The 24,658-nt window shown below is 55.8% G+C and carries 21 protein-coding genes and 1 pseudogene; 20 read left to right on the top strand and 2 right to left on the bottom strand.

From position 1 onward, the window contains the following. The first annotated feature begins 23 nt into the window (after nt 1-23). From egtD to AAGT95_RS03355, 3 genes are all read left to right on the top strand, one after another. Nucleotides 24-986 (top strand): L-histidine N(alpha)-methyltransferase, encoded by a 963-nt coding sequence (gene egtD / locus AAGT95_RS03365; protein ID WP_342595549.1) that lies wholly within the window; start codon nt 24-26, stop codon nt 984-986. Nucleotides 987-1,617: 631 nt separating this feature from the next. Beyond that, nucleotides 1,618-4,215, top strand: a complete 2,598-nt coding sequence (locus tag AAGT95_RS03360; protein WP_342595548.1) for a heavy metal translocating P-type ATPase — start codon at nt 1,618-1,620, stop codon at nt 4,213-4,215. A 50-nt stretch (nt 4,216-4,265) separates the two neighbouring features. Then, the gene (locus AAGT95_RS03355) at nt 4,266-5,024 is read left to right on the top strand and encodes a ZIP family metal transporter (protein ID WP_071231949.1); all 759 of its coding nucleotides are present in this window, start codon (nt 4,266-4,268) and stop codon (nt 5,022-5,024) included. 194 nt (nt 5,025-5,218) lie between these two features. Here AAGT95_RS03355 and AAGT95_RS03350 read toward each other — a convergent pair whose 3' ends face one another. Continuing rightward, entirely contained in the window at nt 5,219-6,655 is a 1,437-nt protein-coding gene (locus AAGT95_RS03350; RefSeq protein WP_071231948.1) for a multicopper oxidase family protein, read from the bottom strand. Between the two features lie 314 nt (nt 6,656-6,969). Between AAGT95_RS03350 and AAGT95_RS03345 the strand changes: the two genes are divergently transcribed. The 6 genes from AAGT95_RS03345 to AAGT95_RS21620 all read left to right on the top strand — a co-directional run bounded on the left by AAGT95_RS03345 (nt 6,970) and on the right by AAGT95_RS21620 (nt 13,439). Then, nucleotides 6,970-8,132 (top strand): IS3 family transposase gene (locus AAGT95_RS03345; RefSeq protein WP_342595547.1). Its coding sequence is split into 2 segments (ribosomal slippage): nt 6,970-7,225 and nt 7,225-8,132, totalling 1,164 coding nucleotides; the frame shifts between segments, so codons are not numbered across the junction. Nucleotides 8,133-8,257: 125 nt separating this feature from the next. After that, on the top strand, nt 8,258-8,890 hold the full coding sequence (locus tag AAGT95_RS03340; protein ID WP_071231947.1) for a peroxiredoxin: 633 nt from the start codon (nt 8,258-8,260) through the stop codon (nt 8,888-8,890). Between the two features lie 64 nt (nt 8,891-8,954). Beyond that, a complete protein-coding gene (locus AAGT95_RS03335; protein WP_071231946.1) occupies nt 8,955-9,359 on the top strand; it encodes a heavy metal-responsive transcriptional regulator in 405 nt (134 codons plus the stop codon). An 89-nt stretch (nt 9,360-9,448) separates the two neighbouring features. Continuing rightward, nucleotides 9,449-11,893 carry a heavy metal translocating P-type ATPase gene (locus tag AAGT95_RS03330; RefSeq protein ID WP_342595546.1) on the top strand — a complete coding sequence of 815 codons (2,445 nt, stop codon included), beginning with the start codon at nt 9,449-9,451 and terminating at the stop codon, nt 11,891-11,893. Between the two features lie 182 nt (nt 11,894-12,075). Beyond that, nucleotides 12,076-12,888: a prolipoprotein diacylglyceryl transferase gene (lgt, locus tag AAGT95_RS03325; protein WP_342595545.1), complete on the top strand. Its 813-nt coding sequence runs from the start codon at nt 12,076-12,078 to the stop codon at nt 12,886-12,888. After that, nucleotides 12,885-13,439, top strand: coding sequence for a protein-disulfide reductase DsbD domain-containing protein (locus tag AAGT95_RS21620; RefSeq protein ID WP_425356044.1), 555 nt, complete (start codon nt 12,885-12,887; stop codon nt 13,437-13,439). The genes lgt and AAGT95_RS21620 overlap by 4 nt, the downstream gene beginning before the upstream one ends. Here the strand turns inward: AAGT95_RS21620 and AAGT95_RS03320 are convergent. Beyond that, nucleotides 13,331-13,996: a class I SAM-dependent methyltransferase gene (locus tag AAGT95_RS03320; RefSeq protein WP_342595544.1), complete on the bottom strand. Its 666-nt coding sequence runs from the start codon at nt 13,994-13,996 to the stop codon at nt 13,331-13,333. The two genes, AAGT95_RS21620 and AAGT95_RS03320, sit on opposite strands and share 109 nt — an antisense overlap. 440 nt (nt 13,997-14,436) lie before the next feature. Between AAGT95_RS03320 and AAGT95_RS03315 the strand changes: the two genes are divergently transcribed. From AAGT95_RS03315 to AAGT95_RS03265, 11 genes and pseudogenes are all read left to right on the top strand, one after another. Continuing rightward, nucleotides 14,437-14,682 (top strand): hypothetical protein, encoded by a 246-nt coding sequence (locus AAGT95_RS03315; RefSeq protein WP_342595543.1) that lies wholly within the window; start codon nt 14,437-14,439, stop codon nt 14,680-14,682. 95 nt (nt 14,683-14,777) lie between these two features. Further along, nucleotides 14,778-15,218: a DUF411 domain-containing protein gene (locus tag AAGT95_RS03310; protein ID WP_342595542.1), complete on the top strand. Its 441-nt coding sequence runs from the start codon at nt 14,778-14,780 to the stop codon at nt 15,216-15,218. A gap of 18 nt (nt 15,219-15,236) precedes the next feature. After that, nucleotides 15,237-15,800, top strand: coding sequence for a TlpA disulfide reductase family protein (locus AAGT95_RS03305; protein ID WP_342595541.1), 564 nt, complete (start codon nt 15,237-15,239; stop codon nt 15,798-15,800). A gap of 331 nt (nt 15,801-16,131) precedes the next feature. Continuing rightward, nucleotides 16,132-16,875: a cytochrome c biogenesis CcdA family protein gene (locus tag AAGT95_RS03300; RefSeq protein WP_342595540.1), complete on the top strand. Its 744-nt coding sequence runs from the start codon at nt 16,132-16,134 to the stop codon at nt 16,873-16,875. A 682-nt stretch (nt 16,876-17,557) separates the two neighbouring features. After that, a complete protein-coding gene (locus tag AAGT95_RS03295; RefSeq protein WP_342595539.1) occupies nt 17,558-17,932 on the top strand; it encodes a metalloregulator ArsR/SmtB family transcription factor in 375 nt (124 codons plus the stop codon). Then, complete coding sequence (locus AAGT95_RS03290) at nt 17,929-18,849, top strand: bile acid:sodium symporter family protein (RefSeq protein WP_342595538.1); 921 nt, start codon at nt 17,929-17,931, stop codon at nt 18,847-18,849. Before AAGT95_RS03295 ends, AAGT95_RS03290 begins: the two co-directional genes overlap by 4 nt. Nucleotides 18,850-18,935: 86 nt before the next feature. After that, a pseudogene (locus AAGT95_RS03285) lies at nt 18,936-19,204 on the top strand (transposase family protein); the annotation flags it as partial. A 252-nt stretch (nt 19,205-19,456) separates the two neighbouring features. Next, nucleotides 19,457-21,250 carry a MobH family relaxase gene (gene mobH / locus AAGT95_RS03280; protein WP_342595537.1) on the top strand — a complete coding sequence of 598 codons (1,794 nt, stop codon included), beginning with the start codon at nt 19,457-19,459 and terminating at the stop codon, nt 21,248-21,250. Next, complete coding sequence (locus AAGT95_RS03275) at nt 21,243-22,196, top strand: site-specific integrase (RefSeq protein WP_342595536.1); 954 nt, start codon at nt 21,243-21,245, stop codon at nt 22,194-22,196. Before mobH ends, AAGT95_RS03275 begins: the two co-directional genes overlap by 8 nt. Nucleotides 22,197-22,644: 448 nt before the next feature. Then, nucleotides 22,645-23,244 carry a LysE family translocator gene (locus tag AAGT95_RS03270; RefSeq protein ID WP_342595535.1) on the top strand — a complete coding sequence of 200 codons (600 nt, stop codon included), beginning with the start codon at nt 22,645-22,647 and terminating at the stop codon, nt 23,242-23,244. 423 nt (nt 23,245-23,667) lie between these two features. Continuing rightward, the gene (locus tag AAGT95_RS03265) at nt 23,668-24,603 is read left to right on the top strand and encodes a pirin family protein (RefSeq protein WP_342595534.1); all 936 of its coding nucleotides are present in this window, start codon (nt 23,668-23,670) and stop codon (nt 24,601-24,603) included. Nucleotides 24,604-24,658: the final 55 nt, after the last annotated feature.

The raw sequence follows: 24,658 nt of genomic DNA, 5'->3' as shown, positions 1-24,658 counted from the left end.
TGGGTTTCCAAGGAGAGCTGATCATGACCCTGGCCGTACGATTCCATGACATGCATACGACCCCTGCCAAGACGTCGCTTCGCGACGAGATCTTGACGGGATTCAGCGCCGACCAGAAGTTCGCCTCGCCAAAGTTCTTCTACGATCAACGGGGGTCCGAGCTGTTCGACCGGATCTGCGAACAGCCGGAGTATTACCCGACACGAACCGAAGAACGGATCCTGGCCAACGCTGCCGACGACATCGCGGACATCGCCGGGGATGAGGCGACGTTGATCGAACTCGGCAGCGGGGCAAGTCGCAAGGTACGGCTGCTGCTGGAAGCCATGCGACCGTCAAGCTATCTCGGCATCGATATCTCCCGGGACTTCCTGCTCGAAAGCACGCGCCGTCTGGCTGCCGACTATCCATGGCTCGAGGTGCACGCCGCCTGTGCCGACTTCTCTTGCAACATGGCCTTGCCGGAGGGGCTGTGCTGCGAACGGCCGGTCGGCTTCTTCCCGGGATCGAGCATCGGCAACTTCGACCCGCAGGCCGCCGAGGATTTCCTGCGCGGCTTGCACTCCCTGCTGCCCGTTGGCAGCGGGTTGCTGATAGGTGTCGACCTGATCAAGGACAAGACGACACTCGAAGCCGCCTACAACGATGCGGCAGGCGTGACGGCAGCTTTCAACCTGAACTTGCTGGATCGCCTGCGCGAGGAGCTGAACACCGAAATCGACCCCGGGCATTTTGCCCATCGGGCCTTCTTCAACGAGGCTCAATCCCGCATCGAGATGCACTTGGTCAGCCAGTTACCCCAGGTCGTTGCGATCGAAGGCGAACGCTTCCATTTCCTGGAGGGCGAGACGATCCATACCGAAAACTCCTACAAATATACGGTCGAGGGCTTTCAGGCACTGGCAGATCGTGCAGGATTTGAAGCGATTTCCTGCTGGACTGATACTCAAGGCTTGTTTAGCGTGCACTATCTGGGTCGTGCCTAAAAAAGAAGTGGGATTCACTAAAGTATTTGAGGCTTTATGTCATTTTTAATTGGATAAAGTTGAGCGGGAATTCGTTAAGATAATTACAATAATTTCGATGCGCAGCGAGATTAATCCAGTACGACTGGCGAGTAATACCATCGATTCCGTACCCAGATATGCATCATTAAGGTTCAACTTTCGGCGGAGCGGGGGCTTTGGGCAAACTGCCCTCTGACTTTCACGCACCGCTACGCTCCGTTCGAAACCGTTCGACCCAGCGTCTCAAGGGCTGGCACGGATATTGACGGCTTGAGCGGCTTCCGCGATCAAATACCCCTAGTCGAGTACGAGCCCGCCAAACTCAGGGGGAAATATGCCGCTATCTTGCCATGGATCAACTCGTGCAGGATGGCGAATGCCACTTTTATACGGATGTCGATTTCATCGGATCACAACAATAGGGGCATTTTTAGCTTAAAGAGCGAGCGATTACACGATCCGCAGGCCATCGCTAAACAGGACAACGAACATGGCAGCTAACCAGCAGCCCGCCTCGCATGCCTCCTTACCAGTAAGACGATGCGGTTTGACTCTATAGCCACTAGAAGGTTTAGAGTTTGAGCAGAGAAATTGAACTAGGTAACTTTTCATGCCAGCTACACATACCGAAGCATCCGGTAACACATACCAGTGGACCGTTCAAGGCATGGACTGTCCAAGCTGTGCCGGTAAGATCCGTGGTGCGGTGGAACGCTTGAAAGGCGTTTCCGACGTTCAGGTTTCGGTGATGAAGGAGACGCTGAGGCTTGGGCTGGACACGCAACAAACCTCGATGGAGCGTGTCGCGAAGACCGTCGAGCGACTTGGCTATTCCGTCCAATTCATGCCTGATTCTGATACTGCCAGTCCAGAAAACTCATCCGAATGTCATTCACCTTGCTGTGACGGTAACGCTCAAGACAACGACGCGGAAACGGTGACGGTACCTGATCGGGCCGACGCCGAGAGCACGCTCAGCTGGAAGGTCGGCGGCATGGACTGCGCCAGTTGCGCGGCGAAAATTCGTGGCGGTGTGGAGAACCTGCCGGGAGTCTCCGACGTCAAAGTGTCGGTCATGAACGAGACGCTCACGCTGAAGCTCGACGAACAGCAAACCTCGCCGGACAGCGTCGAGAAATCGATCAAGCGGCTCGGTTACAGTGTAACGCCGCGCACCGCCATAACCGGTAATGGCTCCAATGGCGCCAGCTCCACAGCTGACGAAGGCGTCGCCGAGGCAGTGTCGGCCTCACCGAAACGCTGGTTTCTGCATGGCAAGGGCCGGCTGGTGGTCATGACCGGGGCTGTCCTGCTGGCCGCCGTGGCGGTGCGCCTGGTGGCCTCGGAGTCTCTGGCTTATTGGGGCTTCATCCTGGCGTGTCTGGTCGGGCTGGTTCCCGTAGCGAAACGTGCTTTTTCCGCTGCACGAGCGGGCATGCCATTCACGATAGAAATGCTGATGACCATCGCTGCCGGTGGCGCGCTGATCATCGGTGCCGCCGAGGAGGCGGCGCTGGTGGTCTTCCTGTTCGCCGTCGGCGAAGTGCTTGAAGGGGTGGCCGCGGATCGTGCCCGCTCGAGTATTCGCGCGCTGGGTGATCTAGTGCCCAAGAGCGCGCTGGTCGAAGACGCACAGAGGGCGACTCGCAAGGTCAATGCCGCGAATCTGAAGATTGGTCAGATCGTCGTCGCGCGACCCGGCGACCGGATTCCTGCCGATGGGCAGATCATTGAAGGAACGTCTTCTATCGATGAATCGCCGGTGACCGGTGAATCGGTGCCCAAGAGCAAGACCCTCGACGAGTCGGTCTTCGCCGGGTCCATCAATAATGATGCCGTGCTGCGTATTCGCGTCACCAAGGCGCCCGAAGACAATACCATCGCGCGGATCATCCGCTTGGTGGAAGAAGCACAGGAAGCCCGTGCGCCCACCGAGCGTTTCATTGATCGCTTCAGCCGTGTCTATATGCCCGCTGTGGTCGGTACCGCGCTACTCGTTGCGATCATTCCTCCGCTACTTTTCGGCGGCGCTTGGGGTGAATGGACTTATCGAGCCCTGGCGCTGCTGTTGATTGGCTGCCCGTGTGCGCTGGTAATTTCGGTACCGGCTTCGATCGCCTCGTCGCTGTCTACCGGGGCACGCCGCGGGCTATTGTTGAAGGGGGGCGCGGTGATCGAGTCCACCGCCAAGGCTAGCCTCGTGACCTTCGACAAGACCGGCACCCTGACCGCCGGGAAACCAGTCGTTACCGACGTGCAAGCGGCTGCCGATGACCACGATGAGGCTGATGTCGTTGCCTTGGCCGCCAGTGTCGAGGCCGGCTCCAGCCACCCGCTCGCCGAGGCGGTGTTAAGTCATGCCGAATCGCGTCATATCGCGTTTTCTCAAGGGGCGGACGCACGCGTCATCGCCGGCCATGGTGTCGAGGCAAGCGTGGACGGTCATCGTAGCTATGTCGGTTCGCCACGCTACGCTGAAGACCAGGGCGTACTGACAGAGGCTCTGAAGACGCGGATCGCTGCGCTGGAGGAGCAGGGCAAGACGGCCGTCGTGGTGTTTAGGGACGGCGCGATCGTCGGACTGATTGCCATGCGTGACGAGCCGCGCACGGACGCCATCGACGGCATCAAGGATCTCCAGGCACTGGGCATCCGCTCGGTGATGCTGACCGGTGACAACCCCCGTACCGCGAAAGCGATTGCCGATCCGCTGGGCATCGAGTTCCAGGCAGGCTTGCTGCCTGACGACAAGGTCACGGCAATCAAGGGAATGGTCGCCAAGGACCGGGTGATCATGGTGGGCGACGGGATCAACGACGCGCCTGCACTCGCCACCGCCGACGTCGGCGTGGCCATGGGCTCGGGCACCGATGTCGCCCTGGAAACGGCCGATGGCGCCTTGCTGCGTAATCGCGTGACCGACATAGCGACCATGATTCGTCTGGCTCGCGCCACCATGAACAATATTCGCCAGAACATCACCATCGCGCTGGGCCTGAAGGCGGTATTCCTGTTGACGACCATGTTTGGTCTGACCGGGTTGTGGGTAGCTATCATGGCTGATACCGGCGCCACCGTACTAGTGACGCTGAATGCGCTGCGTCTGTTACGGTTCGAGAATCGACAGGGCCCGACACGCGGCGGTGGAGCCTCCGTCAATGTGCCGCCGGAAAGCTCGGGCCAGGCCGCTTCGCCGGCGAGTGCTTGAAGGCGAGTGCTAGAAGGCGGATAGCTAGACATCGACCAGGGAAGGTGATCATGGATAGCATTTGGATGGTGCTCGGCCTGGCATTGCTTCCCGCGTTGGGAAACTTCGGTGGCGGGCTGGTTGCGGAGGTCTCGCGGACGACCGGGCGCCGTCTCAATTACGCCCTGCATGGCGCCGCCGGTCTGGTCATTGCGGTGGTGGCGGTGGAGATCATGCCGCGCGTGCTGGAAAGTCTCTCAGCCTGGCTGATCGCACTCTCCTTCGCCTTGGGCGGCATTGCTTACGTAGGTATCGAGAAACTCGTAGAGGGCATTCAAAGGCGGCAAGGCCAGCAGAGAGAAAGCGGCCAGACGAGCGTCTGGATGATCTATATTGCCGTGTCCATCGACTTGTTCAGCGACGGTCTCCTGATCGGAGCGGGATCGGCGGTCTCGCTGTCAGTCGCTTTGATCCTGGCGGTGGGCCAGGTTCTCGCGGATATTCCCGAGGGCTTCGCGGCAATTGCCAACATGAAGGACAAGGGGATTCCGCGCAGCAAGCGCCTGCTGCTTTCTGCCTCCTTTGCCATCCCCGTCCTCTCGGCAGCCGTTTTTGCTTATTTCGTGCTCAGAAGCCAACCGGAGTCGTTCAAACTCGCAGCATTGACGTTTACGGCAGGCCTTCTTACGGTCGCCGCCATTGAGGACATGATATCCGAGGCTCATGAAAGCGGCGAAGATACGCACGTCTCGCCGCTGGCTTTTGTGGGTGGCTTCGTCCTGTTCACGCTGGTATCGGCGGGCTTAGAGGGGGTATTGGTGCAAAGCTAACGTGCCGTGCTAGCTCCTGTTGTATGCCAGTTGTTGTGGTCAACTCGTCCCGGGCAGTAATTTACGATTTGTTTCGATCAACGCAGACGGGCCTCCCTCATTAACGTATGGACCGAGGCCGGTTCCGTTTATGACGCGTAGCTTTATCAGCAAAATACACTGTTTTGAGGGGTGAAGCTGCCCTTATGATTTGATTAGGCTGTCACAACGAACTGGCCCATCATGCCTGTGTCCTCATGTTCAAGATTATGGCAGTGGTACATATAAGGCAGATATGGATCACTGTAATCCGTAAAGCTCAGAAGCACGCGTACCCGCTCAGCAGGATTAACGACCACCGTATCCTTTAGTCCCATCTCGTTCAGCGCAGGAGGCGAGCCATTGCGATCGAGTATTCGGAACTGGACATCATGTACATGGAACGGGTGGGGTACCATGCTAGTGTTACTTATCTCCCAGATCTCTGTGCTTCCTAAACGGACAGTTTCATCGATACGGTTGCGATCCATCCGTTTTCCATTGATCGTCATGCCCATTCCCAATACGAACGGGCGAGTCCCGATCGCCTGAGCAGGATCGGGCTGATCCAGCGTGACGAGACGACTGGGCAGCGGCGCGACACGAGCACGTTCGAGGTCGGGCTGGATACGTAAGACATCGAACACCTGTTCACTGCCCACCGGACCGCTTCCGGAAGAGACGGCGCGTAGCACGACGGGGCGACCATCACTTAGATCAACAATGACCTGAGCGCGCTCGCCAGGTGCGAGACTAATGCGCGAGACATCAATCGGGCGCTCCAAAAGCCCACCATCAGTGCCTATCTGACTGAATACGCGCTCGTCACTGAAACCCAGCGAGTAGAAACGGGCATTGGACCCATTGAGAATTCGCAAGCGTAGCTTTTGGGATTTTGATTCAAAATACGGATTCAAGCTGCCATTAACGAGCATGACGTCACCCATCACACCCATCATCATGCCGGAATAGAATAGCGAACCATCATCGTCGAACGTGCGATCCTGTAGCATCAGTGGAATGTCGTCCACGCCGTATTCGCTCGGCAGGTCCAAGCGCCCGGTCTCCTCGTCGTCCACATAAATCAGCCCGGCAAGACCCTGGTACACCTGCGGGCCGGTGACGGGCGGCAAATGGGAGTGGTACCAGAACATCGAGGCACGCTGTTTCACCTCAAATTGTGGCGACCACGTAGCACCATCCTTGATGATCTGATGAGGCCCCCCATCGGCATAGGCCGGTAGATGAAAGCCATGCCAATGCAGCGTGCTGTTCTGGCCGAGTTGATTGGTGACGTTGAGTCGCACGGTATCCCCGGCCCGCATCTTTAGCGTCGGGCCGAGATAGCTTCCGTTGATACCCAGCGTGGGCGTATTCATCCCATCGTAGAATTGGGTAGTGCCCTTCTGTAGGTTGAGGTCGTACACCCTTATCCCGTCCCGGCTTTCTCCGCCAAGCAGTGGCGGAACAGCAAGCGGTTTGAGAGAGGCGGCAAAAGCGGGTCTTCCCAACAGTAACTGCTGTAAACCACTGTAACCGGCCATGCCTGTGACCAGCGTTGCCGTGCTTCCGCCAAGAATCAAGTTCTTGACGAGGGCTCTTCTTGTAAGCATCCGTTTATCCACTGATTAATGTATGCGGTTTTAACGAGAACTACTATGTAGGCAGGATTCGCTGAGAGCCGTTGAGGTCAACCAGACCGAGACAGCGATGAAAGGCCGCTTATCCCAGGGAGGGGAAACAGGCCGATTAAGCTGGGGCACCTGAGATAGTGAAGGGAGGAATGGCATCGGTCGATTAAGGCCGCTGATAGATCGGTAAAGTGCTAGCTTAAAACCTTTGCCTTGCCTGGAGGTCAAGTGTAGTGGTTCACTAAAACCGGACACCCATTTAGGTGGTATCGTCGCCACCAAAGTAGAGGTGATCCATGGCCAGAAAACGTCGTTCATTCTCCACCGAGTTCAAGCGGGAAGCCGCTGGGCTCGTACTTGACCAGGGCTACTCCGTGGCTCAAGCCGCTCGCGCCGTCGATGTCGGCGAAACGCCTCTGAGACGCTGGATAGATCAGCTCCGGGCAGAGCGCGGTGGTGTCACGCCAAAGTCAAAAGCGCTGAGGCCCGAGCAGCAGCGAATCCAGGAACTCGAGAGCCGCATCAACCGGCTGGAGCGGGAGAAAGCGATACTAAAAAAGGCTACCGCTCTCTTGATGTCGGACGATCTCGATCGTACGCGCTGATAGACCAGTTGAGTGAGCAGGCGCCTGTGAATATGGTCTGTAGCGCCTTTGGCATTGCACGTTCGAGCTATTACGAACATCGCCTTCGCCGATCTCGCGTCGATATCGAGCGGTTGACGTTGCGCGCAACCGTTAGAGAGCTGTTCAACCAGAGCCGGCGTTCCGCGGGTAGCCGAACGATCATGATGCAGATGCGGGAATCCGGGGCCGACGTGGGACGATTCAAGGTCCGACGTCTGATGCAGGAGATGGATCTGATATGCCAACAGCCGCGACCACCGGCCTACCGACGGGCGACGGTCGAGCGACCCGATATTCCCAACCGCCTGAACCGTCAGTTTACTGTCACCGCGCCCAATCAGGTGTGGTGTGGCGATATCACCTACGTGTGGGTACAGAACCGTTGGCACTATCTGGCCGTCGTGCTGGATCTGTATGCACGACGCGTCGTCGGATGGGCATTATCTAATCGCCCCGACGCGGCCCTGGTCATCAATGCGCTGGACAGGGCCTTCGAGCAGCGAGGCAGGCCGCCGGGGCTGCTGTTCCATTCAGATCAGGGCGGTCAATATGCGAGCCGAGTCTTCCGTCAGCGACTGTGGCGCTACCGGATACAACAGAGCATGAGCCGTCGTGGAAACTGCTGGGATAACGCACCGATGGAGCGGCTGTTCCGCAGCTACAAGAGCGAGTGGATGCCCGCGATCGGCTATCTGTCAGCACAAGAGGCTTTACGAGATATCAGCTTCTATCTGATGGAGCGCTACAACCGACAGCGACCCCATCAGTACAACGGCGGCATGTCGCCCGCACGAGCGGAAGCAACACTCAATTCACTGTCCGGAATTAGTTGACCACTACAAAGTGCGTTGGGCGACTACTGTAATAACAAGCTTTTCATCATTGGGGTTGACCTTAAAGTTCACTTTAGGGCTATCGTAAACCATGCATCACCCAACCCCAACGTAAGGATAGCCCCATGACTTTGCAGCTTGGAGAAATAGCACCCGATTTTACGGTGGAATCAACGGAAGGCACTGTCAGCTTCCATGAGTGGCTTGGTGACAGTTGGGCCGTGCTGTTTTCTCACCCGGCCGATTATACCCCTGTCTGCACGACAGAGCTTGGCGCATTTGCCAAGCGCAAAGATGAGTTCGACAAGCGCGGCGCCAAGCTGATCGGTGTTTCCGTCGATCCGCTGGCTTCTCATGCCGGCTGGGCGAAGGATATCGAGACCACCCAAGGCGCGTCTCTCAACTATCCGCTACTGGCTGACGAGAATCGGTTGGTGGCAGAGCTTTACGGGATGATTCATCCCAAGGCCGATCCCAAGCTGACGGTACGCACCGTTTTTATCATAGACCCTGACAAGAAGATTCGTCTGACCCTGACCTACCCACCCAGCACGGGTCGCAATGTCGATGAAATCCTGCGGGTCATCGATTCGCTGCAACTGACCGGCAAGCACAAGGTGGCAACCCCGGTGGACTGGCAGAACGGCGAAGACGTCATCATCGTCCCCTCCGTGTCGGACGAGGAAGCCAAGGAGCGCTTTCCTGAAGGCTGGGATGAGCAGACACCGTACCTGCGTGTGGTCCGCCAGCCCAAGTAACCAACAGAACGATCAGGTGGTCCGGTTGCACCGGGCTACCTGAAGTGTCGCTGAGGAACTCTTGATGAAAACCTACAGTATCGGACAACTGGCCGAGCGCTGCGGCATTGCCACCCAGGCGATCCGATACTACGAGCAAGAGAGGCTCATGCCGAAGCCCCAGCGAACGGAATCCAACTACCGCCGCTATCCCGAGGAGCATGTGGCCAGGCTGCAGTTCATTCTTCAGGCCAAGCAATGGGGGTTCACACTCGATGAAATTCGTGAACTGCTGATCCTGCAGGATGCCAACGGCGACCGGGCACAAGCCAAGCGGATTGCCGAAGAGAAGCTGATCAAAGTTCGAGAGCAGATCAGGCATCTTTCGAAAATCGAGTCGGTGCTTTCGAAAACCCTCTCGGAGTGTTCCGGAGAGGGCCCCATGAAGGAAGGGTGCCCCATTGTCGAAGCGATCACCGACGGCAAGTAAATCCCCTTTATTCCCGCCTTCTGGCCTGGCGAAACAATCGCCAGCCATTCGAACCTTGTTAACGCGAGTGATGCCGCCAGGAGTTCTAAATGACCGAGCGTGTCGATATCAGTATTCGGGGCATGTCCTGTGCTTCCTGCGTCGGGCGCGTGGAGCGCGCCCTCAAGAAGCAGTCCGGTGTCACGGATGTGCAAGTGAACCTGGCGACTGAAAAGGCCACGGTTACTTTCGAAGCGCATGCCAATCCCAGCCAGGCAGTCCATGCCGTTGAAGAGGCTGGCTACCAGCCTGTCGTTGAAACCGCTGAGATTCCTATTATCGGCATGACCTGCGGTTCTTGTGTCTCACGGGTTGAACGTACCATTGAGAAGCTGCCAGGCATTGTCCAGGCCAGCGTGAATCTCACCACGCAAAAGGCTTTTGTGCGGTTCCTGCCCGCGGCGGTAACGTTGCCACGCATCCACCATGCCATTCGTGATGCGGGATATGAGCCGCAGGACCAAGGGGAGAGTACACAGACCGAGCGCGAGGACCAGGAGGGCGTCCAGCTTCGCAACAAGGTGCTGATTGCGGCAGCATTCACGATTCCGGTCGTGTTTATTGCCATGGGCAAGATGATCCCTGCGCTGGAAGCGATATTCACCAGCATCATGCCGCACCGAGGTTGGATGGGCATCGAGTGGTTGCTGACTACCCCAGTCCAGTTCTATGCCGGGGCACGTTTCTACCGAGCGGGCTTCGCTGAACTGCGACATGCGAACCCGGGGATGAATAGCTTGGTCATGATTGGCTCAAGCGCCGCCTATTTCTACTCTATGGCTGCGCTCTTGATTCCCGGCTTCTTCCCTGCGGGGACCGCCGGAAGCTACTTTGAGGCCGCGGCGGTCATCGTGACGCTCATCCTGCTGGGCCGTCACTTCGAGCATGTCGCCAAGGGCCGCACCTCCGAGGCGATCAAGAAGCTTTTGCAGCTACAGGCAAAAACGGCCCGCGTCATCCGCAACGGCGACACGGTTGAAGTGCCGATCGAGGCCGTCGTGCCGGGTGATCGTATCCTGGCTCGTCCGGGAGAGCGCATCCCCGTCGATGGCATTGTCGAGGAAGGTCACTCCTACGTCGACGAGTCGATGATCAGCGGGGAGCCGGTGCCGGTTGCCAAGCAGATGGATAATGAGGTCGTTGGCGGAACGATCAACAAGAACGGTGCTCTGACGTTCCGCGCCACCCGAGTAGGTGCCGACACGGTACTGTCGCAGATCGTTAAGATGGTGGAATCTGCCCAGGCGGAAAAACCGCCGATCCAGAAGCTGGCCGACAAGATTGCCGGAATCTTCGTACCGATCGTGCTCCTGATTGCGGCAATCACGTTTACTGTGTGGCTCGGTTTCGGGCCAGCCCCGGCGCTGGCTTTCGCCTTTGTCACCACCGTCAGTGTGCTGTTGATTGCCTGCCCCTGTGCGATGGGCCTGGCGACGCCCACTGCAATCATGGTGGGGACCGGTAAAGGGGCCGAGATGGGTGTGCTGTTTCGTAAAGGGGCAGCACTCGAGACCCTGGCTAGGGTGGACACGATCGTGCTGGACAAGACTGGCACGCTGACGATGGGACGCCCCGAGCTGACGGACTTCGTAGTGCTCGAAGGGCAGGAGAACGAAGTGCTTCGCTGGGTCGCCGCGGTCGAAGCGCAAAGTGAACACCCGATTGCCGAAGCGATTGTACGTGGTGCAAAAGACTTAGGCCTAGATCTGCCATCCATCAGCCGCTTCCAGGCCGAGCCTGGTTTTGGCATAGAAGCCGAGGTCGACGGCCATAAGCTCAATGTGGGGGCTGACCGCTATATGAGTCGGCTCGGCATCGACCTAGGCAAGGCGGAAGAGCGTGCCACTGCGCTTGCCAGAGAGGCCAAGAGCCCGCTGTATGCGGCAGTCGATGGCAGGCTTGCGGCGGTAATCGCTGTTGCCGATCCGCTCAAGGAGGGCTCGGTTGAGGCTATTGCGTCACTCAGGGCGCAGGGCCTGGATGTGGCCATGCTGACCGGTGATAACCGCGCCACGGCCGAGGCCATCGCTAGACAGGTGGGGATTCAGCAGGTGCTCGCCGAAGTGTTGCCGGATCAAAAGGCAAACGAGGTCAAGCGACTACAAACTGAAGGCCGCAATACTGCATTCGTCGGCGACGGCATCAATGATGCACCGGCATTGGCGCAAGCCGATGTGGGCATTGCTATTGGCACGGGTACCGACATCGCGATCGAGGCCGGTGACGTCGTGCTCATGCGTGGCGATCTGAGAGGCATCGTCAATGCCACGGCACTCTCCAAACGCACCCGCAAGACGATTCTGTCCAACTTCGCCTGGGCTTATGGCTATAACGTGGCGTTGATTCCGGTAGCGGCAGGGGCGCTGTATCCATTCACCGGCTTCCTGCTCAACCCAATATTGGCGGCTGCGGCCATGAGCCTATCCAGTATCTTCGTTCTGACGAATTCTTTAAGACTGCGTCGTTTTCAGCCCGTCAGCGGCGAGCCATCTTAGACACCCGCCGACGAGCCCCGAGTCGCTCATGCTCCCAGAGTAAGTCGCCCCTTTTACCGACGCCACTTGCTGGATGACGTCGACGATTCCGGCTAGGCGTTAACACATCTTGTTGAGTAAACAAGGCTTGTTGAGCGTTAAATCCGGCAACCGAATTGACCGCCGGAATATAAGGAAAAACCATGCTTCAGTACCCTAAAATCGATCCCATTGCCATCGCCATAGGCCCTTTGCAGATCCATTGGTATGGCCTTATGTACGTGGTCGGTCTCGCCGCTGCCTGGTGGCTTGGGCGTCGCCGCGCCCATCAACTGGGCATGAGCCGTGACGACATCGGCGATCTGATCTTCTATGGGGCCTTGGGCATCATATTGGGTGGTCGCATTGGTTATGTGCTGTTCTACGGGTTCGATAAATTACTGGCCAATCCCTTATGGCTCTTCAAGGTTTGGGAAGGAGGTATGAGCTTCCATGGCGGTTTGACCGGCGTGCTGGTTGCGGCTTGGTTGTTTGCCCGCAAGCATCGCCTGGCCTTTTTCCAGTTGACCGATTTCATCGCACCACTGGTGCCGATTGGTCTGGGTGCCGGGCGGCTTGGTAATTTCATCAATCATGAATTGCCGGGGCGCATAAGCGAGGTCCCTTGGGCAATGGTGTGGCCGCCCATGATGGGGCTGGGGCCGGAGCCACGTCACCCTTCTTCGTTGTATGAGTTCGCCTTGGAAGGCATCGTGATGTTCGTTGTGCTGTGGTGGTTCTCGAGCCGTCCCCGTCAGCGAGGCATGACATCCGGCCTATTCCTGCTGCTTTACGGTGTTTTTCGCTTTGCCGTGGAGTTCATGCGCCGGCCCGACCCTCAGTTGGGTTTCATTGCCTTCGATTGGCTAACCATGGGCCAATTGTTGAGCTTGCCGATGGTCTTGGGGGGCCTTGCGTTGATCGTCTGGGCGAGACGCCAGTCGGTGGATATTGCAAAAACTATGGCCGCCTCATGAGAGCCGCCTCTCTTCTTCTCATGCTTCTGTTCCTCATCGTGGGACAATCAGCGGCCAGCGAGGAATTGTTCGCGGATAACGGTAAACACGGGCTCTTCAATGATCCCGTCCTAGGCAAGTTCTTGCCGGTCAATCAAGCCTTTCAGGCTAGCGCATGGCGAAGCGATAGTAGGATATTCGTTAGGTTCAAGAATGCCCCCGGCTATTATCTGCATCGACACCAGTTTGCACTGGAAAGCCTTGACCCGTCAGCCAGCTTCGGAGAGCTGGAGATACCCCCGGGCGAGCTTGTCATTCATCCCCAGTTGGGCAAGCTATACGTCTTTTATGACCAGATCGTGCTCAGCGCTCCCATCGTTTCGGAAAGCGAGGATATTGGCTCGGTGGCCATTTCAGTGACGTTTCAGGGTTGTTCTGACGAAGGGCTCTGTTACCCTCCAGCTCAAATAGAGCTGGAGGCATTCTTCGACTCGGCTCCTGCCACTGTTGACTCAGGTAACTTGGCTCGCCCCTCGGACATAAATGTCATGAGCTTTAGTGGACCGAGGTAACCTTTGACTACGCTGACGACCTCGAACCCCGCTATCTGCAACAAGATGTCTGCTTCGCGGTTCAGGTGACAGCCTCCAGCACAGCGCGTCCAGAGCGGTGTCATGCGGTGCTGCCAGCGAGCCACCCGAGATTCCGGTGAAAGGCCGTGTTCCGTGAACAGAAACTGTCCTCCAGGCTTGAGGACCCGGCGCGCTTCGAGGAGCGCCTGCTCAATATTAGGAATAGTGCAGAGTGTCCAAGTACAGAGTACGGTATCGATGCTCTGATCCGGAAGCGGAATCCGCTCGGCCCCGGCCTGCAGCACTTCTACCGGAAACGCCGCTTTGGTAATAGGTGCCCGAGCCAATTCGAGCATGCCTTCCTCGGGCTCTAGTGCATAGAACTGCCGGACCTTTTCAACGTCGTAGAAAGGCAAGTTGAGCCCTGACCCAAAGCCAAGTTCTAGCACGACTCCCTGAGCCTGTGATGCCAAGCGCTGGCGGTATGCTTCGAGCAAATGCGTACGCATTGCTAGATGCATGAGATGCGGCAATACATAGCGGTTATAAAGTCCCATGTCATTCCATTGTTTGCAGAGTTCAGCATTCGGGCCGTTGCCTCGGAACAGGGCTCTATCGATCGATACTGGCTAGTGCCGGTTACTGGCTGCCTCAGCATGTAGATAGAGCTAAATGATAACAGGTTGGAGCAGACAGGCAGTCCGTGGATCTCGTAGGCGGGCCCAAAGCCAAGAAGAAATTGCACAGGGTAGAAAAGAAAACGCTTGACCTTAAAGTTACCTTGAAGGATATGGTCATGCATATGCTGCTGAGCATGGGTGCTGGACGGATTATTCGTTTCTTGACCTATGGGTAAGGTCCAGATCCTAAGATGCTTTAATTGGCGATGTAAACGAGTATCGCGCTGAGCTAGGCTCTAACAGCTCTAGGTACGCTGCAGTGCCAAGCGATAGCAAATAGATAAATTCAGTTTCTGATCCGACATGAGGAAAATACCATGCGAAAGTTCAGCAATATAATGCTCACCGCTACCATTATCACTGTGGGTACCTTTGGTGCCGGTTCTCTCTTCGCGCAGGAAAATGCGCGAAACGAAAAGTTGCAGACCAAGGACATGCCAGGAAACATGATGGATGAAGGCGGCGGCATGCATGAAAATATGGGCGCTCAGATGAGTTCCATGATGGAAAAATGCAATGCCATGATGGAAATGATGCAAAAAAAGCAGGTTGAAGGCGCTTGATAAACAGCCGCTGAAAATCACACGCTTATTTTGCGAGCTTGGCTAATTGATACCGAAGTCTAGCTGAGTAGCTATATGACACCAGAGAGGGAACGATGAAATACTTCAAGAAACTAATTTTCACTGCATTGCTTGCTTTCCCGCTTTCAGGTTTTGCTGCCGAAACTACAGCAACGCTTTATAAGAACCCTAATTGCGGGTGTTGCTCAGAACATGCTAAATATTTGGAAGCCAATGGGTTTGATGTAGAGGTCATTGATACTAATGACTTAGCGGAAATCAAGGCAGAACATGACGTTCCCAAAAAGCTTTATGGGTGTCACTCTACGCTGATCGGTGACTATATCTTCGAAGGCCATGTTGATGCCGAAAGCATCAAGCAGGTGTTGGAAGACAAGCCCTCTATAAAAGGTTTGAGCGTACCCGGTATGCCACTAGGATCGCCAGGTATGGGCGGAGAAAAGCAAGAGCCTATCGAAGTCTATACCTTAACCCTTCAGCCAACCGATTCGCCTGAAGTTTACGCTACTTACTAATGCCAGTATTGGACAGTTATGACACTGGTCACTCTCAAACGGGTCGTGGCGTTTGCATGTCTGATGGTCTCGGCATCAGTCGCTCCTGCCAGTCCGCCGGAAGGCATCGGTCCGCAGGGGGTCATGCTCTGGGAAAGTCCCCGCGATCTGCCGGAGCTAGCTTTCGAGGATGGCAAGGGAGAGCCACTGACTCTTGCCGATTTCCAGGGCCAGACGGTACTGCTGAATATCTGGGCGACATGGTGCGGTCCCTGCCGTGAGGAAATGCCCGCCCTGGATGCGCTACAGGCCTCGCTGGGCGGGAAAGCGTTCGAGGTCGTCGCGCTATCGATCGATCGCAGGGGAGTCGAGGCCGTGCAGGATTTTTATACGGATGTGGGTATAGAACACCTCCGCCAGTATATTGATACCACTGGCATGGCCGGAACCAAGCTTGGTGCTCTGGGAGTTCCAACGACGTTACTGATCGATTCCCGTGGAGACGAGATCGGGCGCCTCGTGGGTGCGACAGAATGGGACACCCCGGAAATGACCGCGTTTCTTGAAGAAACTATTGGACATTCGACAGAGGTATCTCTATGAGCTGCTGTGGTGACAACAAATCTAATCGAGGTCAAGAACCGTCCGGATTCAAAAGCCTGATGTCAGGCCCGCGCCGCTTATGGATCTTGGGTGCCGTAATCGTTACAGGTAGCCTCGCCATGGGCTGGGATCAACTGGTCATACTCGGCATTGCACCGATACTGGTGGCACTCTTGCCATGTCTGCTCATGTGTGGAGCGATGTGTTTGATGCACTGCAAGAAGGGCAAGAAAGACGAGTCTGCCAGCCAAAGTGAGACGATGACACAGCAGGCCCACGCTGACATACCCCCCTCTACCACCGAGAGAACGTTTTAGCGCGCACCTGAAACATGCTCGAAATCGCCAACATCGGCCTGCTAACGGCGTTTCTAGCGGGCCTCATCTCTTTCGTCTCTCCCTGTGTTCTACCGCTGGTGCCCGGCTATCTCTCCTTTGTAGCTGGTCGCTCGCTGGGTCAGATTCAGCAGGCGAGCCGTCGCGAACGACTCAGGGTGATCACCCAATCACTCTGGTTCGTGCTCGGGTTCTCCACGATATTTCTGATTCTTGGAGCCAGCGCCACAGCCATCGGCCGTTTCCTGCTGATCTACCGTCAGGAAGCGAACCTGATAGGTGGCGTCATCGTTATTCTGTTTGGGATTTTCATGACAGGCATATTCACGATGCCGTGGCTGCAACGGGAGTGGCGTTTCATAGGAAAGTTAAAGGATGAAGGTGACGGGCCCAGCGCGGCTTATTTGTTAGGCGTCGCGTTCGCTTTTGGTTGGACGCCCTGTATCGGCCCGATCCTGGGCGCCATTCTGACTGTTAGTGCCTCGACAGCCAATGTCTCTAGTGGCCTGGCATTACTTGCGGTCTATTCGCTGGGCCTTGGCATTCCATTTCTTCTCACGGCCATCTCGCTCGACCGATTCCTTCAGCATCAGAAACTCTTGCGCCGCTGGGGGCGACCCATGCATATCGTAGCTGGTCTCATAATGGTAGGTATGGGCGTGCTAATGGTTACCGGTCAGCTGACCGCATTGTCCTACTGGCTCCTGGCAGCGTTTCCTGTACTAGGCTATCTAGGATGACTCTATATTAAATAGATATTATTTTTAATGAGGCCACTGTTTTTGTAGCCACGTTTTGGTAGGTCAGACAGACTTGTATTTGACAGGAACTATCGCTCCGTAATTTTAGGTGTTCGGAATGCTTGGTCCGTAGATATTACAGAAGGTCCGAATCCCCATCTTATTCGATTTCATTGTTTATATTTTGCCCAGACTACTGAGTGTCCCTATGAAAGACTGTGGCGGCTTGAGGCACTGAAAATAATGCCTCCATAATTGAGGGAAGACGGGGCGAGACCGAGTTGCATGCAAAATTAATTCTCGCCCGTACCAAGACCGATTACCACGTCTCTGTCGCGCTTAGCTGGCTAACCTTGCCCCAGCATTGATTTCTCTGAATCAGTGACATAGCGCTGCGTCTCGACGGTAACGTGCACCAACGACGGACATCGAGTCTGTATACGTAGTTTAGGGTAATCGGATTTTTTGGTTGATTGGCTCGACCCATAAGATCGAAGCCAAACGCTTGCCACAGCGGATTACTTGATTGATGACACGGCGATATGGAGGATCAACCTCACTTGCCTAGCAATTTCCCACTTGAGTAGAGAAATAGCATAGAGCTAACAGATGGGAGCCCACTTGACCCAGCATTCTTCCAGCAGGTACATTCCATAATCTCAATATGTATTGAGATATTGAAATGAAAGAAGCTCACGCAGTTAATGCTTTTGCAGCACTTTCCCAAGAGACGAGACTCCGCATCATCAGGCTGTTGGTAGTCGCAGGGGCCAGTGGATTACCCGCTGGTGAGATAGGAGCCTCGCTGGGTGGTGTGTCATCGTCTCGGCTCTCTTTCCACCTCAGCCAGCTTGAGCATGCTGGTCTCGTCAATAAGCGGCGAAAGGGGCGCTTGATCATTTACAGCGCTATTTTCCCGGCGCTGTCTGACCTCGTTGCGTTTCTGATGCACGACTGCTGTCAAGGGCACTGTGCCTACTGCGACAAAGCCATTGAATTATTTGCTAAGTGTGAAGGGCGCCCCACGTCAACCGATATTTCGAATTTGGAAACATGAGCCGATTAATCTCTTTCGTCGAATCCAACCTTGTATGGTTTGTCATTCTTGTAGCTGGGCTAGGATTAATAATTCCAGAAACTGGGAAGTTTTTTGAACCCTCCATCGGACCATTACTTGCGTTGCTGATGCTTATTATCAGCCTAACCTTCGACGCGCATGATGTGCGATTAGTGCTTCGTAAACCGTCAAGACAATTTTTGGCACTGGGCTTGGTCTACGGGCCTATGTCGATTGCTGGTTTGCTGACGGGCCGTCTTTTCTTTGGGAGCGGTCCACTGGCCGCAGGTCAAACCTTACTTGGTACTCTGCCAACGGATGTTTCCTCTCCCCTCCTAGTGCTGATGGCGCGGGGCAATGTTGCATTGGCCGCCGTTTTTAATGCAGCCAACACGGCGTTATCTCCGTTCATAGTTCCTTTCTTGTTTTTATCGCTGACAGGTATACAACTGGAGGTTCCTCTCGGCTCGATTGTCCTCGAATTGGTGTTGATTGTGCTCATTCCTACCGTCTTGGGTGTGAGCTTTCGTACAGGATTTCCGAAATTTTTTGCAAGGCATGATTCAACTTATGCGGGGCTTGGATCAATTGTATATCTCCTGATACTTCTCGCTGTGGTAGGTCCGAACGCAGAAACAATCATTGGTTATGGTTGGTACGCTTTTGTAATTGCTGGAGCAGCCTTATGTCTAAACCTGATTGGCTACTTGGTAGGAATGGCTGCACGATTGCTAACCACTGATCGCAAAGAGGTAATCACATATCTATTTACCGTGAGTAAAAAGGAATTCAGCATTGCTGCCGCTTTCGTAGCCGCATCCGGCCTGCCGTCAGAAATAGCAATTCCAGCCGCGTTTTTTGCAGTGATTCAGATGATTACCTCACCTATTGCGGCCAAGATTCTTGCACGAGGCTGAAAGCCTCTGGAGAAACGACTTAAGAATGTTTTATGACTAGTCTACCTGTCAATGTGTTGCAACTTAACGAGTATGACATTTAGAATATTAAGGAGAGTGAGCATGATTATCATTTCTAGGTAGAAGCTAAAACTCTTATTGCTTGCGAGGAATGCGGCGTAGAAGGTGAGTTCGTCAGGTTTGGAAAGCGTGATGTCGCCTATCGAGACCTCCCTATTCATGGCAAACGGGTCACCCTCTGGGTAGTACGTCGCCGTTATACGTGCGGGCCTGCGGCAAGACGTTTCGGCCCGCGCTCCCAGACATGGCGGATGACCATCGCATCACTCGCCGGCTGTACAGGCTGCCAGAGCGGTGGAGACTAACCAACCAGCGGCAAAAGCGTAGGCCAGTAGCGCCATCGTCAGCCTGGGTCGACCCTGAGGAGGGGAGGCGACAGTGAGTGCCTAGGACCTAAGCGCAAATACTGGAAATAGGTCAAATTCATTTGGCACGATCGCTCGACCGTCGAAGTGGAAGATTCTCAAATCCATTTAACGTTTCCGCTTTCCCCCATCACCTGCTCCCTGTCACATCTATTGTTCGCGCAGCACGACAGGAATCATCAATGCTACGACCCTTATTCTCGCGATCCGGCCAGAAAGCCAAGCTGCCAGACGGTTTCACGGTACCGCTTTCTGGTAGGGCGCTGCTCGAGACCCCGCGTCGTCAGCGGATGGTAAAGATGCTCTGGGACATGACGTCGTTGACCCAGTTTGTATTCGACGAGTATCTGCTCGCACCGATCCGTCGTTATGCTGAGTTAGTGCAGCTCCTTCCAGCGTCAGAGTCCCATCACCATGCTTACCCGGGCGGCATGCTCGATCATGCCCTCGAGATGGCTTGCTACGGATTGAGACTGAGGCAGCGTCACCTCCTCCCATCTGGCGCAAAGCCGGAAGACCAAAGCTCCGCTGGTGAGTTGTGGAGTGCCGCCGTTATCTACGGGGCGCTCATGCACGATGTCGCCAAGACGCTGGTTGACATCGAGATTCATCTTGAGGATGGGAACGAGTGGCGGCTATGGCATGGCGCGATCCCGGCTCCTTACCGAGTTCGCTATCGATCTGGACGAGAATATCACCTGCATACTGCAGTTAACCCATTGCTAGGCGAGCAAGTCCTCGGAGCAAAAGTTCTTGACTGGATGATGACCCAACCCAAGCTCTTTTCACTGTTCATGTACACCATCACCGGGCATACCGAGCAAGGAGGGATCATCGCAGAGCTGATCCATCAGGCGGATCGTGCGAGCGTCGCCAAGGCGTTGGGCGGTGACCCGATACAGGCCCTGTCAGCGCCCGTGGAGTCCATTCAGAGAAAGTTGGCCGAGGGGCTGCGGTATTTGGTCAGGGAGCAGTTCAAGCTCAATCAGAAAGGAGGAACTGGCTGGCTGACAGAAGAGGCTCTGTGGCTGGTGTCGCCGAAAGCGGTCAATGAACTGAAGACGCATTTATACGCACAGGGCATCAAAAGCATTCCGGGAGATCTGAACAGGCTTTACGGCGAGCTTCAGGCGCATGGGTTGATCGAGGAGGTCAGCGAGGGAAAATCGGTCTGGAAGTGCGACATCGTAGATGGCGAGTGGAAGCAGTCTTTCAACATGATCAAGGTGCCCTCGACCTTGATCTGGGGGGTAGAGGGTAAGCCGGAGTCATTCAGGGGCAAGGTGACGATCAAAGGGGAGGGAGCACCTGAGCCGAAGATGCAGCCTGAAGAGCTGTCGACCACCTCTAATGAGCCTGAAGCACCGGCTAAACCGCTCTCTAAGGTCAGCCCAAGCAGTGACACGCTGGACGACGACGTCATGGCGCTTTTCCCAGAGATAAGTGCCGAAGATATGCAAGAGTCAGAGAAGGTTCAGATTGCTGGTACGCCTGAACCAGCCAACTCATCCGAGCTAGATGCATCTGTATCTGCTAAAAATGACGATTCTCGACCAAAGTCGACCACTCAAGACGTTAACAATAATTCGGATCTCGGTAAGCGGTTCTGGCAGTGGTTGAAGATGGGAGTTGCGGATCACTCTATCGTCATCAATGACACTAAGGCGCCTATCCATACAGTGGAAGGAACCTATTTCTTGGTCAGCCCCGGTATATTCAAACGTTTTAGCATCAAGGTGCTGGGCGAGGAAGATCAATGGAAAGCGGTTCAAAAACGCTTTCAGAAGCTGGGGTTGCACATCAGAACTCAGGGGCAAAATATTCATAACGTTTCCGTCGAGGGGCCGAACAAGACCCGACAGCTGAAGGGGTACTTGATCAAGGATCCGCGAGAGTTGAGTCAACGGATACCTCCCGATAATTGGGTATTGACTCTTTTAAAATCCCAAAAGAAGAAGGACGAAACGGATGAATGACGTGTCATTCATGGAGCTGGTAAGTCGGTACTCTGCAGACAAGCATCTGCGCCCCAAGAGTGTGAGCACCTATTCTGGGGTAGTGCGCCTCTTTCGGCGATACCTTGGATACCAAGCTTATCCCAGCATGGTATCCAGGGAGATGGTCATTGCATGGCGGGTATCGATTATACGGACCCAGGCTAAACCTGAGGGCATTGCCGAGTCCAGCTGGAATAATTACGCCAGACACCTCAAAGCACTCTACAGCTTTGGAATCAAGCACGAGCTGATAGCCAGTGTCAGCAACCCCTTTAAGGAAGTATCAGTAAAACAGCCGAAGCAGCCAAAAAAATCACTTCAGCCAATTCAAATACGGTATGCGCGGGAAGTGCTGAGCGTATGCAGGCGCTTTGAATCTTGCTACGACGAGTGTTCCAAGATCCATCCAGCTTGGTTCTGGCAGGGGCTGATGGAAACCTTTTTTTATACGGGAATTCGCCTGAATCAGCTCCTCCACATAGAGGCGGGTGACATAAATTTGAAAAAGCGGGTGTTTAGAGCTTCTGCTGTGGGCTCTAAAACTCATACCGAAACAATCCTGCCAATACCTGATGGCCTTTATCCTCACCTCTACGAGCTGATAGTTGCCGCACACAGTGCTGGGTTTAAACGTAGAGACCAACTGTTCAACGTCAACCGCTTCAGCCAAAGGCATAAGCGGACTACCATGGATACATGGCAGGTAGAGCGTTTCTTCCAGTCATTGTCCGAGCTGGCCGGATACAAAATGTCTCCTCACCGCTTCCGGCACTTCCTCGGGACCAGCCTCATGGATAGCCCCGAAAGGAACATTCATCTCACCCAGAACATCCTCAATCACACCGATATTCGAACCACGATGGAGTACGTCCATCCTGACGTCGAGGCAATGCGTCGCGCGCTGAATGCGAGGCCCCCCGTCTGATGAGATCCTCTTGGCAGGGGGCTGTAGCTCCCTGCCAGGCGTGAGGGAAGCGGATGTACATGAGAAAGTTGACATCCGCTGGGCCTACAGCCATGATTCTAAGCGCCAATGTAGTGCAATAGAGTGAAGGCAGATTCGTGTCTCCTTGCACGCTTGGGCACAGACATTCTTCGTAGCGCGTGGCAACTGTGCTATTCCAGCCGACTTAGAGGCCGCAACTGACTTGTAATCAGTAGGTCCCGGGTTCGACTCCTGGTGTCGGCACCAGAGCTTAGAGATTGATTCAAAAGGCTTTTTAAGCCTTTCAAGAGACCGCCCTTCAAGGCGGTTTTTTTGTGCGTGTAGATTGGCTACGTAGATAAAAGCGGCTAATTGCCATGAGATGCTTGCAACTGGGGTTTTTGATCACCTATCGAGTGCTACATCGCGAGCCGCCATGGAAAACTTAATGGCTTTCATCTTCGCGGCCACATTGCTCACCTTGACTCCCGGTCTCGATACGGCGCTGGTGTTCAGAACGGCTTCGATTGAGGGTCCCGGGCAGGCAGTGAGGGCCGCGCTCGGAATCAATGTCGGCTGTTTTCTCTGGGGAGCGGCGGTCGCCTTTGGTCTGGGCGCTATCGTTGCCGTTTCAGAACTCGCTTACAACGTGCTGAAGTATTGTGGCGCTGCCTACCTGTGCTGGCTGGGTCTGAACATGGTGCTTTCGCCTCGCTGCAGTATCGGACTGGTCGATGTCCACCCGGTCAAGCGTGAAAACTGGTTCCTGAAAGGCGTTCTGGGAAACGCGCTGAATCCAAAGGTCGGTGTCTTCTATGCGTCATTCCTTCCTCAATTCATTCCCCAAGGTAGCCCGTTAGTCGTCTGGACGTTTGGACTCGTGGCCATTCACGTGCTGATTGGTTCGGCGTGGTCCCTGACGCTCATCGCCGCGACTCGACCGCTCGGTCGCTTCCTGCGCAAAGCGCATGTTATCCAGTGGCTGGATAGAACTACCGGTATGGTGCTGCTGCTGTTCGCCGCGCGCCTGGCCTATAGTCAGCGCTGACTTCTGACAAGCCGCATCTTTGGACGGCAGTGGGCGAAGCGGTTTGCTCGTCGCCATCCGGCTACGATTCCTCTGCAGTGGGGTGATCTCCCGGTCGTCGATACCCGCGCCGTTTCCGGACGAGGTTGGAGCGTGCCGTGGTGAAGAGCCGGGTACCCGGTTCATCGCGCAGGGCCCGCGCGTCGTCGATGAGTGCCAGCGTGTCGGCCTGGCGCGAACGGCGCAACAAGCGATGCTAGATTCTGCCTTCAAATCGATCGTCAGGCGCCATCGCGTCGCAGCGTCTTTGGCGTTCCCCGTTCAGCAACACGGTCGGACGGTCTCCAGGACTAGTCATCAAAACGCTCCGAGCGCTAAATTGACGCTTGATGGCAGCGGGGCCGACTTCACTCCCGCCGCACCTGCCGAGGAGAAAAAAGCCCCATGAGCTGGAATCCCGCATTCGAGCCCGGCTGCCCCAATGACGTTGGCATCGACGCGATCGAGACATTGATCATTCCCCGCGCCCGCGACCTGGGGGGATTCGAAGTTCGACGCGCGCTACCGGCACCCAAGCGGCAGATGGTCGGGCCGTTCATTTTCTTCGACCAGGCCGGGCCGGCCGAGCTGTTGACCGGCCAGGGCATCGATGTCCGCCCACACCCGCATATCGGTCTCGGCACGGTGACCTATCTTTTTCGCGGGGATTTCCATCACCGCGACAGCACCGGGGCCGACCAGATCATTCAGCCTGGCGCAGTGAACTGGATGGTCGCCGGACGCGGCGTTACCCACTCCGAACGCACGACGAGCGCTGCCCGAAATGCCGCCAACAGCCTGTTCGGAATCCAGACCTGGCTGGCACTCCCCGAAAGCCACGAGGACATGGCGCCCACGTTCGAGCACCACGGCAAGGCGACGCTGCCGGTCATCGAGGATGGCGGTACGCGTGTTCGGCTGATCCTCGGTAGCGCCTACGGCAAGACCGCCCCTGTCACGATGTTCTCCGAGACCTTCTACGCCGAGGTGACGCTCGAAGCGGGAAGCCTGCTGCCGCTACCGGACGACCACGAGGATCGGGGCATCTATATCGTCGAGGGCTCGATCTCGATCGCCGGCCAGGATTACGCCGCGCCTCAGATGATGGTTTTCCGGCCCGGCGACCGCATTACCGTCGCCGCCGGCGGTGGCGGTGCACGGCTGATGATCCTGGGCGGCGCCACGCTCGGCGGTCCTCGCTACATCTGGTGGAACTTCGTCGCCTCTTCTCGCGAGCGCATCGAGGAGGCCAAGGCCGAATGGCGCGCCGAAGACTGGGGTCGTGGGCGCTTCGATCTTCCGGTGGACGACCGCGAGGAGCATATACCGCTGCCGAGTTGACCGGCGGCGAACCGGAATACCGCCGGCGCGCCCGACACTCCGTGAGCGACATCTA

The sequence above is a fragment of the Salinicola lusitanus genome (genome assembly GCF_038648475.1).
Lineage (GTDB): Bacteria > Pseudomonadota > Gammaproteobacteria > Pseudomonadales > Halomonadaceae > Salinicola > Salinicola lusitanus.
Note: the sequence above shows the minus strand (reverse complement) of the source record. Positions and strands in the feature narration are given on the sequence as shown.

What these genes read in the sequence shown, in the direction of transcription:
- egtD (WP_342595549.1), top strand. Translation starts at nt 24, where the DNA reads ATGACCCTGGCCGTACGATTCCATGACATGCATACGACCCCTGCCAAG.
- AAGT95_RS03360 (WP_342595548.1), top strand. Translation starts at nt 1,618, where the DNA reads ATGCCAGCTACACATACCGAAGCATCCGGTAACACATACCAGTGGACC.
- AAGT95_RS03355 (WP_071231949.1), top strand. Translation starts at nt 4,266, where the DNA reads ATGGATAGCATTTGGATGGTGCTCGGCCTGGCATTGCTTCCCGCGTTG.
- AAGT95_RS03350 (WP_071231948.1), bottom strand. Translation starts at nt 6,655, where the DNA reads ATGCTTACAAGAAGAGCCCTCGTCAAGAACTTGATTCTTGGCGGAAGC.
- AAGT95_RS03340 (WP_071231947.1), top strand. Translation starts at nt 8,258, where the DNA reads ATGACTTTGCAGCTTGGAGAAATAGCACCCGATTTTACGGTGGAATCA.
- AAGT95_RS03335 (WP_071231946.1), top strand. Translation starts at nt 8,955, where the DNA reads ATGAAAACCTACAGTATCGGACAACTGGCCGAGCGCTGCGGCATTGCC.
- AAGT95_RS03330 (WP_342595546.1), top strand. Translation starts at nt 9,449, where the DNA reads ATGACCGAGCGTGTCGATATCAGTATTCGGGGCATGTCCTGTGCTTCC.
- lgt (WP_342595545.1), top strand. Translation starts at nt 12,076, where the DNA reads ATGCTTCAGTACCCTAAAATCGATCCCATTGCCATCGCCATAGGCCCT.
- AAGT95_RS21620 (WP_425356044.1), top strand. Translation starts at nt 12,885, where the DNA reads ATGAGAGCCGCCTCTCTTCTTCTCATGCTTCTGTTCCTCATCGTGGGA.
- AAGT95_RS03320 (WP_342595544.1), bottom strand. Translation starts at nt 13,996, where the DNA reads ATGGGACTTTATAACCGCTATGTATTGCCGCATCTCATGCATCTAGCA.
- AAGT95_RS03315 (WP_342595543.1), top strand. Translation starts at nt 14,437, where the DNA reads ATGCGAAAGTTCAGCAATATAATGCTCACCGCTACCATTATCACTGTG.
- AAGT95_RS03310 (WP_342595542.1), top strand. Translation starts at nt 14,778, where the DNA reads ATGAAATACTTCAAGAAACTAATTTTCACTGCATTGCTTGCTTTCCCG.
- AAGT95_RS03305 (WP_342595541.1), top strand. Translation starts at nt 15,237, where the DNA reads ATGACACTGGTCACTCTCAAACGGGTCGTGGCGTTTGCATGTCTGATG.
- AAGT95_RS03300 (WP_342595540.1), top strand. Translation starts at nt 16,132, where the DNA reads ATGCTCGAAATCGCCAACATCGGCCTGCTAACGGCGTTTCTAGCGGGC.
- AAGT95_RS03295 (WP_342595539.1), top strand. Translation starts at nt 17,558, where the DNA reads ATGAAAGAAGCTCACGCAGTTAATGCTTTTGCAGCACTTTCCCAAGAG.
- AAGT95_RS03290 (WP_342595538.1), top strand. Translation starts at nt 17,929, where the DNA reads ATGAGCCGATTAATCTCTTTCGTCGAATCCAACCTTGTATGGTTTGTC.
- mobH (WP_342595537.1), top strand. Translation starts at nt 19,457, where the DNA reads ATGCTACGACCCTTATTCTCGCGATCCGGCCAGAAAGCCAAGCTGCCA.
- AAGT95_RS03275 (WP_342595536.1), top strand. Translation starts at nt 21,243, where the DNA reads ATGAATGACGTGTCATTCATGGAGCTGGTAAGTCGGTACTCTGCAGAC.
- AAGT95_RS03270 (WP_342595535.1), top strand. Translation starts at nt 22,645, where the DNA reads ATGGCTTTCATCTTCGCGGCCACATTGCTCACCTTGACTCCCGGTCTC.
- AAGT95_RS03265 (WP_342595534.1), top strand. Translation starts at nt 23,668, where the DNA reads ATGAGCTGGAATCCCGCATTCGAGCCCGGCTGCCCCAATGACGTTGGC.